This is a genomic window from Mycobacterium sp. DL99, from assembly GCF_004762045.1.
In the GTDB taxonomy this organism is placed as follows: domain Bacteria; phylum Actinomycetota; class Actinomycetes; order Mycobacteriales; family Mycobacteriaceae; genus Mycobacterium.
Map to the genome: position 1 here is coordinate 3,424,501 of NZ_SJOM01000007.1, position 13,471 is coordinate 3,437,971.

Annotated in this window: 15 protein-coding genes; 10 read left to right on the forward strand and 5 right to left on the reverse strand. The window is 66.6% G+C overall.

Annotated features, from left to right (window positions below):
- Nucleotides 1–52: 52 nt before the first annotated feature.
- On the reverse strand, nucleotides 53–790 hold the full coding sequence (locus tag EYZ64_RS16895) for a glucose 1-dehydrogenase (protein WP_135454947.1): 738 nt from the start codon (nucleotides 788–790) through the stop codon (nucleotides 53–55).
- A gap of 150 nt (nucleotides 791–940) precedes the next feature.
- On the opposite strand from EYZ64_RS16895, the gene EYZ64_RS16900 reads away from it, so the two are divergent.
- A complete protein-coding gene (locus EYZ64_RS16900; RefSeq protein ID WP_135454949.1) occupies nucleotides 941–2,023 on the forward strand; it encodes an NAD(P)H-dependent amine dehydrogenase family protein in 1,083 nt (360 codons plus the stop codon).
- Nucleotides 2,024–2,033: 10 nt separating this feature from the next.
- On the opposite strand, the gene EYZ64_RS16905 is transcribed toward EYZ64_RS16900, so the two are convergent.
- Nucleotides 2,034–2,798, reverse strand: a complete 765-nt coding sequence (locus EYZ64_RS16905) for an HAD family hydrolase (RefSeq protein ID WP_167857862.1) — start codon at nucleotides 2,796–2,798, stop codon at nucleotides 2,034–2,036.
- A 56-nt stretch (nucleotides 2,799–2,854) separates the two neighbouring features.
- Between EYZ64_RS16905 and EYZ64_RS16910 the strand changes: the two genes are divergently transcribed.
- The 5 genes from EYZ64_RS16910 (at nucleotide 2,855) to EYZ64_RS16930 (ending at nucleotide 7,930) form a co-directional block, all read left to right on the forward strand.
- Nucleotides 2,855–3,220: a VOC family protein gene (locus tag EYZ64_RS16910; RefSeq protein WP_135454951.1), complete on the forward strand. Its 366-nt coding sequence runs from the start codon at nucleotides 2,855–2,857 to the stop codon at nucleotides 3,218–3,220.
- A 120-nt stretch (nucleotides 3,221–3,340) separates the two neighbouring features.
- The gene (locus EYZ64_RS16915; RefSeq protein WP_135454954.1) at nucleotides 3,341–4,471 is read left to right on the forward strand and encodes a nitronate monooxygenase; all 1,131 of its coding nucleotides are present in this window, start codon (nucleotides 3,341–3,343) and stop codon (nucleotides 4,469–4,471) included.
- Between the two features lie 41 nt (nucleotides 4,472–4,512).
- On the forward strand, nucleotides 4,513–4,920 hold the full coding sequence (locus EYZ64_RS16920; RefSeq protein ID WP_135460071.1) for a hypothetical protein: 408 nt from the start codon (nucleotides 4,513–4,515) through the stop codon (nucleotides 4,918–4,920).
- Between the two features lie 154 nt (nucleotides 4,921–5,074).
- Nucleotides 5,075–5,641: a TetR/AcrR family transcriptional regulator gene (locus EYZ64_RS16925; RefSeq protein ID WP_135460072.1), complete on the forward strand. Its 567-nt coding sequence runs from the start codon at nucleotides 5,075–5,077 to the stop codon at nucleotides 5,639–5,641.
- A 39-nt stretch (nucleotides 5,642–5,680) separates the two neighbouring features.
- Nucleotides 5,681–7,930: a molybdopterin-dependent oxidoreductase gene (locus tag EYZ64_RS16930; RefSeq protein WP_135454956.1), complete on the forward strand. Its 2,250-nt coding sequence runs from the start codon at nucleotides 5,681–5,683 to the stop codon at nucleotides 7,928–7,930.
- An 18-nt stretch (nucleotides 7,931–7,948) separates the two neighbouring features.
- On the opposite strand, the gene EYZ64_RS16935 is transcribed toward EYZ64_RS16930, so the two are convergent.
- The gene (locus EYZ64_RS16935; RefSeq protein WP_286175009.1) at nucleotides 7,949–8,485 is read right to left on the reverse strand and encodes a hypothetical protein; all 537 of its coding nucleotides are present in this window, start codon (nucleotides 8,483–8,485) and stop codon (nucleotides 7,949–7,951) included.
- A gap of 252 nt (nucleotides 8,486–8,737) precedes the next feature.
- Between EYZ64_RS16935 and EYZ64_RS16940 the strand changes: the two genes are divergently transcribed.
- A complete protein-coding gene (locus EYZ64_RS16940) occupies nucleotides 8,738–9,985 on the forward strand; it encodes a cytochrome P450 (protein WP_135454958.1) in 1,248 nt (415 codons plus the stop codon).
- Here the strand turns inward: EYZ64_RS16940 and EYZ64_RS16945 are convergent.
- Nucleotides 9,939–10,262 carry a hypothetical protein gene (locus EYZ64_RS16945; protein ID WP_135454960.1) on the reverse strand — a complete coding sequence of 108 codons (324 nt, stop codon included), beginning with the start codon at nucleotides 10,260–10,262 and terminating at the stop codon, nucleotides 9,939–9,941. The two genes, EYZ64_RS16940 and EYZ64_RS16945, sit on opposite strands and share 47 nt — an antisense overlap.
- Before the next feature lie 147 nt (nucleotides 10,263–10,409).
- Between EYZ64_RS16945 and EYZ64_RS16950 the strand changes: the two genes are divergently transcribed.
- The 3 genes from EYZ64_RS16950 to EYZ64_RS16960 are packed head-to-tail and all read left to right on the forward strand — an operon-like array spanning nucleotide 10,410 to nucleotide 12,574.
- Nucleotides 10,410–11,144 (forward strand): helix-turn-helix transcriptional regulator, encoded by a 735-nt coding sequence (locus EYZ64_RS16950; protein ID WP_135460074.1) that lies wholly within the window; start codon nucleotides 10,410–10,412, stop codon nucleotides 11,142–11,144.
- A gap of 54 nt (nucleotides 11,145–11,198) precedes the next feature.
- Nucleotides 11,199–11,921 carry a FadR/GntR family transcriptional regulator gene (locus EYZ64_RS16955; RefSeq protein ID WP_135454963.1) on the forward strand — a complete coding sequence of 241 codons (723 nt, stop codon included), beginning with the start codon at nucleotides 11,199–11,201 and terminating at the stop codon, nucleotides 11,919–11,921.
- The gene (locus EYZ64_RS16960; protein WP_135454965.1) at nucleotides 11,918–12,574 is read left to right on the forward strand and encodes a sterol desaturase family protein; all 657 of its coding nucleotides are present in this window, start codon (nucleotides 11,918–11,920) and stop codon (nucleotides 12,572–12,574) included. Before EYZ64_RS16955 ends, EYZ64_RS16960 begins: the two co-directional genes overlap by 4 nt.
- Here the strand turns inward: EYZ64_RS16960 and EYZ64_RS16965 are convergent.
- Complete coding sequence (locus EYZ64_RS16965; RefSeq protein ID WP_135454967.1) at nucleotides 12,555–13,334, reverse strand: L,D-transpeptidase; 780 nt, start codon at nucleotides 13,332–13,334, stop codon at nucleotides 12,555–12,557. The genes EYZ64_RS16960 and EYZ64_RS16965 overlap by 20 nt on opposite strands.
- Between the last annotated feature and the right edge of the window lie 137 nt (nucleotides 13,335–13,471).

Below are 13,471 nucleotides of genomic sequence, written 5' to 3' on the forward strand. Positions count from 1 at the left end.
CTGCCGGGTCATTCTGCCGTGGTCCGTACCGCTGCGTGCGGCCGGTGCGCACTCAGAGTTTGTGCGGGACGTCGTTGACGAGGCCCCCGTCCATGACGAACTCGGCGCCGGTGGCGTAGCGGGATTCATCGCTGGCCAGGAACACCACGAAGCTGGATACCTCGTCGGGTTGCCCGGGTCGGCCCAGCGGAATGGTGAGCATGTCCTCGGGGAAGTGCTCGGTCATCGGGGTGCGGATGAATCCGGGGTGGATCGAGTTGACCCGGATCTGCTTGGGGCCCAACTCGAGTGCCGCGGACTTGGTCAGGCCCCGCACCGCCCACTTGGAGGCGACGTACGGGTGCACCATGGCCGCACCGCGCAGTCCTTCGATGGACGAGACATTGATGATCGATCCGCCGCCCGCGGCTTTCATCGCCTTGACGCACGCCTGCATGCCCAGGAAGGTGCCGGTCAGGTTGACGTCGATCACCTTCTGCCACTGGGCCATGTCGAACTTGCCGATCTGGCCGAGGGCGACGATCCCGGCGTTGTTCACCAGCACGTTGAGGAGACCGAACTCCGCGGTGGCGGTGTCCACCGCGGCGTTCCACTGGTCTTCCTGGGTGACATCGAGATGCACGTAGCGGACCGAATCGCCGAGTTCGGCGGCAAGTGCCTTGCCTTCGTCGTCGAGGATGTCCCCGATCACCACCTTGCCGCCTTCGGCGACCAGCGCCCGAGCGTGCTCGGCGCCCATACCCCGCGCACCGCCACTGATCAGTGCCACTTTTCCGTCTACCCGTCCCATGACGGGTGAGGCTACCGGGTGCGGCACCAAATTAGAACCTGTTCCAATTCTTCCATTGAGTAGGCATACTTCGAAGTACAGGCAAACGTGCACTACAACGTGATGCGGAACATCAGTCCGCGTTACAACTCGATGAAGGGATGTCAAGGTATGTCGAGGGCCATCCGCGTCGCCCACATCGGTACCGGAAACGTCGGCCGGTTGGCCCTGACCGGGTTGCTGACCAACCCGGCCTACGAGCTCACCACCCTGTGCGTGTCCTCCGAGTCCAAGGTCGGCAAGGACGCCGGAGAGCTCGCCGGACTGGACATCACCACCGGGGTGACGGCCGTCGACGACCTGGATGCGGTGATCGCGGCCAAGCCGGACTGCGCCGTGTACTGCGCGATGGGCGACACCCGCGGACCGGAGGCCATCACCGACGTGGTGCGTTTGCTGGGGGCCGGGATCAACGTCGTCGGATCCGCGCCGGTGGTCCTGCAGTTCCCGTGGAAACTGATGCCGCACAAGTACATCGACGGCATCGAGGAGGCCGCCAAGGCCGGCAACGCCAGCCTGTTCATCACCGGGGTCGATCCCGGGTTCGCCAACGACCTGATCCCTTTCGCGCTGGCCGGCACCTGCCAGAGCATCGAGCAGGTGCGCTGCATGGAGATCGCCGACTACGCCACCTATGACGGCGTCACGGTGATGTTCGACGTGATGGGTTTCGGCAAGCCGCTGGACGAAACGCCGATCCTGTTCCAGCCCGGCGTGCTGAGCATCGCCTGGGGAACCTCGATCCGGCAGTTGGCCGCCGGTCTGGGCATCGAGATCGACGACATCACCGAGGTCTGCGAGAAGGAGCCCGCACCCGAGGCCTTCGACATCGCCGCCGGCCATGTCGCCAAGGGCACCGTGGCGGCATTGCGGTTCGAGATCCGCGGCATGGTCAAAGGGGAACCGGTGATCGTCATCGAGCACGTCACCCGGTTGCGCGAGGATCTGCGGCCCGATTGGGCGCAGTCGGCCCAATCCGGCGGCTCCTACCGCGTCGAGATTGTCGGCGAGCCCTCCTACGTGGTCGACATCTGCCCGAGCAGCCGCAAGGGCGACCACAACCACGCCGCGATCGTGGCGGCGGCCGGACGGATCGTCAACGCCATCCCCGACGTGGTGGCCGCGGCGCCGGGCATCCGCACCACCCTGGACCTGCCGCTGGTGACCGGCAAGGGCCTCTACAAGTTGAGCTGATCCGGTCCGGTCATGCCCCGGGCCGCAGCCGGCGATCGCCCCGGCGCCGGCCACCCGGGCGGGGCACGGTGAGCACCGGCCAATCGTGGTCGGTGGCGGCCGAGGCCAGCCCGGGCCGCGGGTTCACCGGCCGCGGATGGCCCACCAACCGCATGAGTGCGCCGTCCTCGTCACCGTCGGCATAGAAATAGCTGTGAGCCAGGTCGATCCGCTCTGCCTGGCAGAAATTCCGCACCGCATCGGCTTTGCGAGTACCCCAGATGATCGGCTCGACGATCCCGCCGGTCAGCCGGCCCTCGCCGTCGGTCATGAAGTGATTGCACAGCACGTGCTCGATTCCCAGGTGTCGCGCGACCGGCTCGGCATGGATGGTCAGGGCCGAGGAGCTCAACACGACGGTATGGCCGCGGTCCTGGTGCCGACGCACCACCTCCCGCATGTGGGGATAGACCCGCTGCGCGATCCGATTCTCGAAGAGGTACTCCCCCAGCTCGTCGAGTTCGACGAGGGATTCGCCGCGGAGGTACCCGGCCGCCCGCACCAGGAGCCGCTCGAACGGCATCCGGCCGATCCGGTACCGCACGGAGGCTTCGAGGATGCCGAGGATCTCGCCGGCAGCGGCCTGCCGCCGACGGATCCGATGACCGGCGTGCGCAGTCGCGGTGAATCCGTCCACCAATGTGCCGTCGAGGTCGAAGAAGGCGCCCACCAGCGCGCCGCCCGGACCACCCTCGATTTCCGCGAGCGACTCGGGTGGCGACAACGTGCGGCCCATGGAGCTACTAAACCAAGCCACCACGACAGTCGGCCAATCGAGACTAGAAATGGGGAATGACCCCAACCGCACCCTCCATCGGGATCAAGGATGTCGCAGCCGTCATCACCACCGGGCGGTTCGAGGAGGCAAAGGCCTGGTACACCCGGCTCGTCGGCCGGGAACCGGACCTGGAACCTGTTCCAGGTGTGGCGGAATGGCAGCTGACCGCGACTGCGTGGCTACAGGTCGTCACCGATCCTGCCGGCGCCGGGCGATCGGCCGTGCGATTCGGGGTCGACGAACTGGGCACCACCGCCGCCTGGCTGCGCGACAATGGTGTTGCCGTCACAGAACCACAGGTCATCGCCGATATTGTCGCCATCATCGATGTCGCCGACCCAGACGGAAATGAGGTGTCGTTCGTAGCCGAGCTCGCGTGAATCTGCCGGGTCGCGACCCAAAACAGCCGAAGATGGCACTAAACTAGAACACGTTTCACTTCCGTCCGGGCCGCAGCGGCCGAGGACTCCCAAACCGCATTGCCATTGAAGGAGCTCCGAATGCACACCGCACTCTGCGACGAACTCGGGATCGACGTCCCGATCTTCGCGTTCACCCACTGCCGCGACGTTGTGGTCGCCGTCAGCAAGGCCGGTGGCTTCGGCGTGCTCGGCGCTGTGGGGTTCAGCCCCGAGCAGCTCGAGATCGAGCTCAACTGGATCGACGAGCACATCGGCGACCACCCCTACGGCGTCGACATCGTGATCCCGAACAAGTACGAGGGCATGGACGCCAACATGTCCCCTGACGAACTCAAGGGCATGCTGCAGTCGCTGGTGCCCCAGGAACACCTGGATTTCGCCAAGAAGATCCTCGCCGACCACGGCGTGCCGGTCGACCACAGTGACGACGACGCCCTGCAGCTGTTGGGCTGGACCGAGGCCACCGCAACCCCTCAGGTCGAGATCGCTCTGAAGCACCCCAAGATGACCCTCATCGCCAACGCGCTGGGCACCCCGCCGAAGGACATGATCGACCGCATCCACGCCGAAGGGCGCAAGGTCGCGGCGCTGTGCGGATCGCCCTCGCAGGCCCGCAAGCACGCCGATGCCGGCGTCGACATCATCATCGCCCAGGGCGGCGAGGCCGGCGGCCACAGCGGCGAGATCGGCTCGATCGTGCTCTGGCCCCAGGTGGTCAAGGAAGTGGCCCCGGTTCCGGTCCTGGCCGCCGGCGGTATCGGCAGCGGCCAGCAGATCGCCGCGGCGCTGGCGCTCGGCGCCCAGGGCGCCTGGACCGGATCGCAGTGGGTGATGGTCGAGGAGAGCGAGCACACCGAGCAACAGCACGCCGCGTACGCCAAGGCCACCAGCAAGGACACCGTGCGCAGCCGGTCGTTCACCGGCAAGCCGGCCCGCATGCTCCGCAACGACTGGACCGACGCCTGGGAGAACCCGGACAACCCGAAGCCGCTCGGCATGCCGTTGCAGTACATGGTGTCCGGCATGGCCGTGGCCGCCACGCACAAGTACCCCAACGAGAGCGTCGACGTCGCGTTCAACCCGGTGGGCCAGGTGGTCGGCCAGTTCACCAAGGTCGAGAAGACCTCCGCGGTGATCGAGCGCTGGGTGCAGGAATACCTGGAGGCGACGGGCACCCTCAACGCCCTCAACGAGGCTGCCGGCGTGTGATCGAGGCCGCCGGCAGCGGGTTCCTGATCGCCGTCCTGTGGATGGACCTGATCTTCGATGTGCAGGTGCTGCCCCATCGCAGGTCGGCTGAGTTACCGGAACCCGTGCTGGCGTCCATCGCCGGCTACTACCGCCGCGCGACCACCACATCGCGCCCAATGAGCCTGCTGATCGCCGCCGTCATGGTGATCCTGTTGGCGGCATTGACTTTTCACGCGGTCGACGGCACCGGCCCGGGTTGGCTGACAGCGGTGTTCGCGGCGCTCGCCGGTGGCCCCGTGTTGCTGGCCTTGCTACGCACCGTCCCCCGGGCCGTGGAACTGGGTCACCGCGGGGGCACCGTTGCCGAGCAGTCTCTACTGGCGCGCGCCATCTGCCGCGACCACCTGCTGTGCCTGACGAGCATGTCCACGTTCCTCGCGCTGTGGTTGGTCACCAACGGGACGTGAGCTTCCGAGTGCCTGCGCCGAGGATCCCGGCCACCATGTGGCTGCGATCCTTGGCACAAGGGCTCGAGACCGGGTAACCGATGCCCGTCACAGGGATAGACCCATGTCCGTCGGTTATGTATGGTTGCATACATAGACCGTGAAAGGGCGTCGGATGACTGGTCCTCGTGAACGCATGGTGGCCTCGGCCGCATTGCTGATCCGGGAGCGCGGTGCGCACCCGACCGCGATTGCCGACGTCCTGGCCCACAGCGGCGCGCCGCGCGGCTCGGCCTATCATTACTTCCCCGGCGGACGCAGCCAACTCCTTTGCGAGGCAATCGATTTCGCCAGCGATCAGGTGGCCGCCCGGATCGACAGGGCCGACAGCGCCGAGGTGTTGCTCGACGCCATGATCGCTGGATTTCGGAAACAACTGTCGGCCAGCGACTTCCGCGCCGGATGCCCGGTGGTCGCGGTTGCCGTCGAGGCCGGCGAACCCGGCGCCGCTGAAACCGCGGCGCTCGACCGCGCCGGGGCCGCCTTTCTCCGCTGGACCGGTCAAATCGCCCGTCGACTACAGGACGACGGAGTCTCCGCCGAGCGCGCCGAGGAACTGGCGATGCTGATCATGACGGCGATCGAAGGCGCGGTGGTGGTGGCGCGTGCGACCCGCGACGTCAAACCGCTCGACCTGATCCACCACCGGCTGCGCGCGCAACTGGCGGCAGAAATCCCCTGACCCCTTCCGGACCCGAAAGTCCACCGAAAGGATTCCGCCATGACGGTCGACCAATGGCAGCCCACCGCCTGCATCCTCTGCGAGTGCAACTGCGGGATCGTGGTCCAGACGGAAGACCGCGCCATCACCAAGATCCGGGGCGACAAGGACCACCCGGCGTCGCAGGGCTACACGTGCAACAAGGCACTGAGACTCGACCACTACCAGAGCAACGCCAACCGGCTGACCTCACCGCTACGCCGTCGTCCTGACGGCAGCTATGAGGAGATCGGCTGGGACACCGCCATTTCCGAGATCGCGGCCGGGTTCCTCGCCATCAGGGACGAGCACGGCGGGGACAAGATCTTCTACTACGGCGGTGGCGGGCAGGGCAATCACCTCGGCGGCGCGTACAGCGGGGCCTTCCTCAAGGCGATCGGATCGCGGTACCGGTCAAATGCCCTGGCGCAGGAGAAAACCGGTGAGGCGTGGGTCGATGCGCACCTCTACGGCGGGCATACCCGCGGTGAGTTCGAGCACGCCGAGGTCTCGGTGTTCGTGGGCAAGAACCCCTGGATGTCGCAGAGTTTCCCACGGGCCCGGGTGGTGCTCAACGAGATCGCCAAGGATCCGGGCCGCGCGATGATCGTCATCGACCCGGTGATCACCGACACCGCCAAGCTCGCCGACTTCCATCTGCGCGTCCGGCCGGGCACCGACGCCTGGTGCCTGGCCGCGATGGCCGCGGTGCTGGTGCAGGAAGACCTGTGCGACGAGGAATTTCTGGCCGCGCACGTCAACGGTGTCGAACCGGTCCGGGACGCGCTCCGGCAGGTGCCGATCGGCGACTATGCCGCACGGTGCGGTGTCGAGGAATCGCTGCTGCGCCAGGCAGTGCGCCGCATCGCCGCGGCCGGCAGCGTGGCGGTGTTCGAGGATCTCGGCATCCAGCAGGCCCCCAACAGCACCCTGTGTTCCTACCTCAACAAGATGCTGTGGATCCTCACCGGAAACTTCGCAAAACCCGGTGGGCAGCACCTGCATTCGTCGTTCGCCCCGCTGTTCGGCTCGGGCGGGGTCGGCCGTAGTCCGGTCACCGGCGCCCCGGTGATCGCCGGCCTGGTGCCGTCAAATGCGGTACCCCAGGAGATCCTCACCGATCACCCCGACCGGTTCCGCGCCATGATCGTCGAGAGCAGCAACCCGGCCCATTCGGTCGCCGATTCGGCGGCGGTGCGGGCGGCACTCGAATCACTCGAGCTACTGGTGGTCATCGATGTCGCGATGACCGAGACGGCACGACTGGCCGACTATGTGCTGCCCGCCGCCAATCAGTTCGAGAAGCCCGAGGCGACGTTCTTCAATCTCGAATTCCCGCGCAACAACTTCCATTTGCGCCACCCGTTGTTCGAGCCGCTGCCCGGAACCCTGCCCGAACCGGAGATCTGGGCACGCCTGGTCCGCGCCATCGGCACGGTCGACGACGCCGAGCTGGACCCGTTGCGGCGCGCCGCCCGGGAGGGGCTGGACTCCTATGCCGCGGCGTTCCTCGGCGCGGTGGGCGCCAATCCCGGGCTCGGGCGGGTGCTGCCGTACGTGCTGTACGAGACGCTCGGACCGGTATTGCCGGACGGCCTGGCCGGGGCCGCGGCGCTGTGGGGCCTGGCCCAGAAGACCGCGATGACCTACCCCGACGCGGTACGCCGTGCCGGGCACGCCGACGGCAACGCCTTGTTCGAGGCCATCCTTGCCCGCCGGTCCGGGCTCACGTTCAGCGTCCATGAATATCCGGACGACTTCGCCCTGATCAGCCACCCGGACCACAAGATCGCGCTGGACATGCCCGAGATGCTCGACGCGGTCGGGGCGCTGCCGACCATGCCGACGGCGCTGACCACCGAGGAGTTCCCCATGGTGCTGTCCGCGGGTGAGCGGCGCGCCTACACCGCCAACGACATCATCCGAGACCCGGGCTGGCGCAAGCGAGACACCAACGGCGCCTTGCGGATCAGCGTCGACGATGCCGAAACCATCGGACTGCACGACGGCGACCGGGCCAGGATCACGACGGCGGCGGGCAGCGCGGAGGCCACCGTGGAGATCAGCGACGCGATGCTGCCCGGGCACATCTCGCTACCCAACGGGTTCGGCGTGGATCACACCGACGGCGACGGGCGGGCCGTCGCGCCAGGGGTGGCACCCAACGAGCTCACCTCATCACAGTGGCGCGACGAGTACGCGGGCACACCGTGGCACAAGCACGTGCCCGCCCGGGTCGACCGGATTCCGGTCGCCAGCGTGCCGGCCTGATCAGCCCGCCGTGGGCCGTCAGGGCAGGGGCGCGGGCGGGGCCGGAACCGGACCGGCCGGGCCGGCTACCGGAACGGGACCACCAGGGCCGGCCGGCGCAACGGCGCCACCAGGGCCGACGGACGGAACCGGAGCGCCCGGTCCGGCGGACACCGGTGCCTCCCCCGTCGCCTGTGGCGCGATCGGAACGTTCGGACCGGGCACCTGGCCCGGCACGGGCGTGTTCATGCCGCGCTGCGCGAGCCCGAGTACCAGTGCTTCCTTGCCGCTGATCTCCTGGTTCTGCACGGCGTGCCACAGATCCTTGAGGTAGCTCAGATTGGGGGTTTCGGCTCCCTGTCCAGTGGGATCCATCGTCGCCCCCGGCGGCAGGGCATCCGGGCTCGCCAGGTGAGGGGTTCCCACCGGGGCCGCGGCCGCCGGCGCTGCCGGATCTCCGGCCGCGGCCTGAGCCGCTAACCCGGGAGCAGGTGCCGGCGCAGGCGCGGGTGCTGGGTTGGCCGGCTCGGCAGCCGCCGCGGCGGCCATCGACAACGCGATGATTGGCCCTGACACACTCCACGCCAAGACGGACGTGAACCTTCGAATGTCGACACTCATCGCGTTGGCCTTCCTGCTGTTGCTCCAGGGACAGATGGTAACGCTGAGTGCATCGTTGCGCTCGTTCAATCGTTACAGAGGACAAATCGGAACACGTTCCAATACCAACGATGTCGGAGTTTCCGAAACCCACTCCATGGGGCCCCACCTGTGGTGTAGCAATGGCTTACGCCACTACACAACGTCGTCGCGAGGAGTGCCCACGTCATGCCGACTCTGAATCTTCCACCCGGATTCGACTTCACCGATCCCGATATCTACGCCGAACGGCTGCCTGTCGAGGAACTCGCGGAGATGCGCAAGCTGGCTCCGATCTGGTGGAACGAACAGCCGGTGGGCCAAGGGGGGTTCGACGACGGCGGGTTCTGGGTCGTCACCAAGCACAAGGACGTCAAAGAGGTGTCGCTTCGCAGTGACGTGTTCTCCAGCCAGGAGAAGACAGCCCTGCCGCGCTATCGGGAGGGCACCGTCCAGCAGCAGATCGACCAGGGCAAGTTCGTGATGCTGAACATGGACGCCCCGCATCACACGCACCTGCGCAAGATCATCTCGCGGGCCTTCACACCACGGGCGGTCGAACGCCTGCGCGCCGACCTGGCCGAGCGGGCCCGCGCGATCGTGGAGGCGGCCGCCGCCGAAGGCTCCGGGGATTTCGTCGAGCAGGTGTCGTGCGAACTGCCGCTGCAGGCGATCGCAGGACTCATGGGTGTGCCGCAGGAGGACCGCAAGAAACTGTTCGACTGGTCCAATCAGATGGTCGGAGACCAGGACCCGGAGTTCGCGTCCAACGATGCGATCAGCGCCTCGGTCGAGTTGATCATGTACGGGATGCAGATGGCGGCCGAGCGGACGAAGAACCCCGGCGAGGATCTGGTCTCCAAGCTCCTGGAGGCCGACGTGGAGGGGCACAAGCTCTCCGACGACGAGTTCGGTTTCTTCGTCATCCTGCTCGCGGTGGCGGGTAACGAGACGACCCGCAACTCGATCACCCAGGGAATGATGGCGTTTGCCGATCACCCCGACCAATGGGAGTTGTTCAAGCGGGAGCGCCCCGGCACCGCCGCTGACGAGATCGTGCGGTGGGCCACCCCGGTGACGTCATTCCAGCGCACCGCGTTGGAGGACACCGAACTCGCCGGTGTGCCGATCAAGAAGGGCCAGCGGGTGGTGATGTTCTACCGCTCGGCGAATTTCGACGAGGACGTGTTCGACGACCCGTACAGCTTCAACATCTTGCGTGATCCCAACCCGCACGTGGGTTTCGGTGGCACCGGGGCGCACTACTGCATCGGCGCCAACCTCGCCAGGATGACCATTGACCTGATCTTCAATGCGATCGCCGACGTGATGCCCGACCTGACCCCGATCTCGGCGCCGGAACGGCTGCGGTCGGGCTGGCTGAACGGTATCAAGCATTGGCAGGTGGATTACCGCGGCCACTCGGATAGTCGATGATGGATCGCCAGTAGTCCTCCGGGATTTCGGTGTTCGACCGCAGCACGATCGCCAGACCGGTTGCCATCGCGATGCCGAGTAGGCCGAGCCACAGGCCGGCAAGCGCGATCGCGATCCAGAGCACCGTTGTCAGCGTGGGCCACGGCGACGCCAAAGCGAGCACCGGCGCGAAGAAGAACCCCGTGCCGATGTAGGCGGCCGACCCGGCCCGGTCGGCCGCCATCACGAAGTGCAGCCAACGCGGTATCGACTGGGGCGACTGAGGTGGCTTACACATCCTTGCCTCCTTGGTAGGGACGTACTCCACGGTGACGCGGATCAGGTAGCCACTGCAATTACCCTTGAGGTAGTGGTTATCTCGCGTCGTGTGAGTGAGACTCGGACGGTGACGAGTGCGACGACCCAGACACCCATCGGCTCACTGATGCGCGACTGGCGGTTGCGCCGCCGGATCAGTCAACTCGACCTGGCCATCGAAGCCGATGTGTCGGCGCGTCACCTCAGCTTCATCGAGACGGGGCGCTCGGTGCCGAGTCGGACCATGGTTCTGCGGCTTGCCGAAGCCCTCGAGGTGCCGCTACGAGACCAGAACCAACTGCTGCTGGCCGCCGGACTGGCACCGGTATACGCCGAACGCAGGCTGGACGATCCCGAGATGACCGCCGTGCGCGACGGCGTAACCCAGGTTTTGGACGCCTACGACCCGTTTCCCTGCGTGGTCGTCGATCGCACCTGGAACCTGTTGCAGGCCAACGCCGGTACCGCGGTCATGTTGGACGGCGTCGCACCGCATCTACTGGCCCAGCCCAATGCGCTTCGGATCACCCTGCATCCCGAGGGCATGGCCCCGCGCATCCGAAATCTGGCGGAATGGCGCCACCATCTGATCAGCCGGCTGCGCCGCGAGGTCACAGTGAGCGGATCAGCCGAACTGGCCGGCCTCCTCGCCGAGGTCGAGTCCTACCCGGGAGGCATGGAACCGGTCCGCGATCTCGGCGGAGTGGTGGTTCCACTGGAACTGACCTCGCCTCACGGCACCGTGCTGACCTTCCTGAGCACCGTCACGACGTTCGGCACCGCGCTGGACCTCACCGCCGCGGAGCTGAGCATCGAGGCATTTCTGCCGGCGGACGCCGAGACCGCCGCCGCACTGCGCTGATCGCCAGTGGTCTTACCACTTGACCTCTGACCGTCGGACAGGCAACATGGCCGCATGGCGCTACAACCGGTCAACCGCCGATCCGTACCCGAGGACGTCTTCGAGCAGATCGTTGCCGAAGTGCTCAGCGGCGAGATGCAGCCCGGCGAACCGCTACCCAGCGAACGCCGCCTGGCCGAGGTGCTCGGGGTGTCCCGCCCGGCCGTACGCGAGGCGATCAAGCGACTGACCGAGGCCGGCCTGGTAGAGGTTCGGCAAGGCGACTCCACCACAGTGCGGGACTTCCGCAAGCATGCCGGCCTCGACCTGTTGCCCCGACTGCTGTTGCGCGCAGGCGAACTCGACGTCAGCGTGGTCCGCAGCATCCTGGAAACCCGCCTGCACAACGGCCCCAAGGTCGCCGAGCTGGCCGCCGAGCGAGCCCAGGCCGATCTCACAGCCCAACTCGGCCGCACCGTGGATGCCTTGGCGGCCGAACCGGATCCGGTGGAAAAGCAGCGCCAGGCGCTCACCTTCTGGGACCAGGTTGTCGACGGAGCGGACTCGATCGCATTCCGCTTGATGTACAACACCCTTCGGCAGACCTACGAGCCCGCGCTGCCGGCGTTGGCCACCATGATGGCCGCCGAGGTCGGCCGTCCGGACGCCTACCGGCGGATCGTGGAGGCAATCGAAGCGGGTGACCCGGCGGCTGCCCGCGCGGCCGCTCAGGACCTGCTGGAACCGGCCACCAACGCGCTCATGGGCGCCCTCGAGGCAGTGGAGGAAAACCGATGACGCGCAACGTTTTCACATTGGGTGACGCGGCACGGGAGTTCGTCAGACACCCCTCCCCCTGGATGCTCGGCACCGCGCTTGTCGGCAGCGTCGCCGCGCGGTGCGCGGCCGGGGACTGGCAATTCACCGATGTACTCGTGCCCGCAGGGATGCTCGCGGCATTTCCGTTCTTCGAATGGATCGTCCACGTTCTCGTACTGCACTGGCGGCCAAGGAGGTTCGGCCGGATCACACTGGATTCAGTGCTGGCCCGTGATCACCGCCTGCACCACGTCGACCCGCGCGACATCCCGCTGATCTTCATACCGTGGCGGGCTCTGCTGTGGATCCTGCCCGTCGCAGTGGCCGTCGCGCTGCTGGCATTCCCTCGCCTCGGCCTGGGACTGACATTCCTGTCGGTCGTGACGGTGCTGGGTCTGTCCTACGAGTGGTGTCACTATCTGATCCATAGCGACTACAAGCCGAAAACCCGTGTGTACCGCGCGGTTTGGCGTAACCACCGCCAGCACCACTACAAGAACGAGCACTACTGGTTCACGGTCACCACCGCCGGAACCGCCGACCGCGCACTGGGGACCTACCCCGACCCGGCGACGGTGCCGGCCTCACCGACGTCGAAGAACCTGCACGCGGCTACGCCTGCACGACAATAGGATCACCCAGGTGCACGGTGTTGAAGTACCAATCGGCGTTGTCAGGGCTCAAATTGATGCAGCCGTGGCTGACGTTCGCATATCCCTGGGATCCCACCGACCAGGGGGCTCCATGCACGTAGACACCACCCCAAGTCACGCGGACCGCGTCGTACACGGTCAGCTTGTACCCCTCAGGGTCGCTCAGCGGAATCCCGATGGTTCGCGAATCCATCACCACGACAGGCTCTTTGGACAATGCGCTGAAGGTGCCGATCGGTGTCGGGTGCTTGGGCTTGCCCATCGAGGCCGGCATGGTACGGGCCACCGCGCCGTCGATGCTGACGGTAAACGTGTGAGCGTCGATGTCGGCGACGCCGAGCACCTCGGCCCCGGTCTCGAAGCTGGTCTTGGCGCCGCCCGCCGACACGGAGATCTTCGAGTGAGCCGGCCACAACTGATCGGGCTTCCACTGCATCACGTCATCGCTGAGCCAGGTGAATGTGCCTGTGGGAGTGTGCGGTGAGCTGATCTGCAAGCTGCGCTGTGCCGCGCTGCGGTCGGTCACCGGGTTGTCGAAAGTCACGGTCAGCGGCATGGCGACACCGACCACCGAACCGGCGGCAGGCTCGATCGTCGCCCCAGGCTCGGGCGTGCTCACCGCAGCCGATGCGACATTGACCGTGCTCGCCGCGGCCAAGGTGGCGACACCGATCGCCGCAAACACTTTCAGTACCGACGCTCGAACGGTTCCGAATGACGACGATGGGGCGCTCAGCATTCCACCAGTGTAGGTGCTCGCCGGGACTGTACCTTTCAGGCGCAGCGTGACGGCGGCGAATCGGTGTCGGCGGTAGCGCGATGAGTTGCCCATGGTGAACACATCGACGCGATGCGTCAGAACGTTTCACCGCAGCA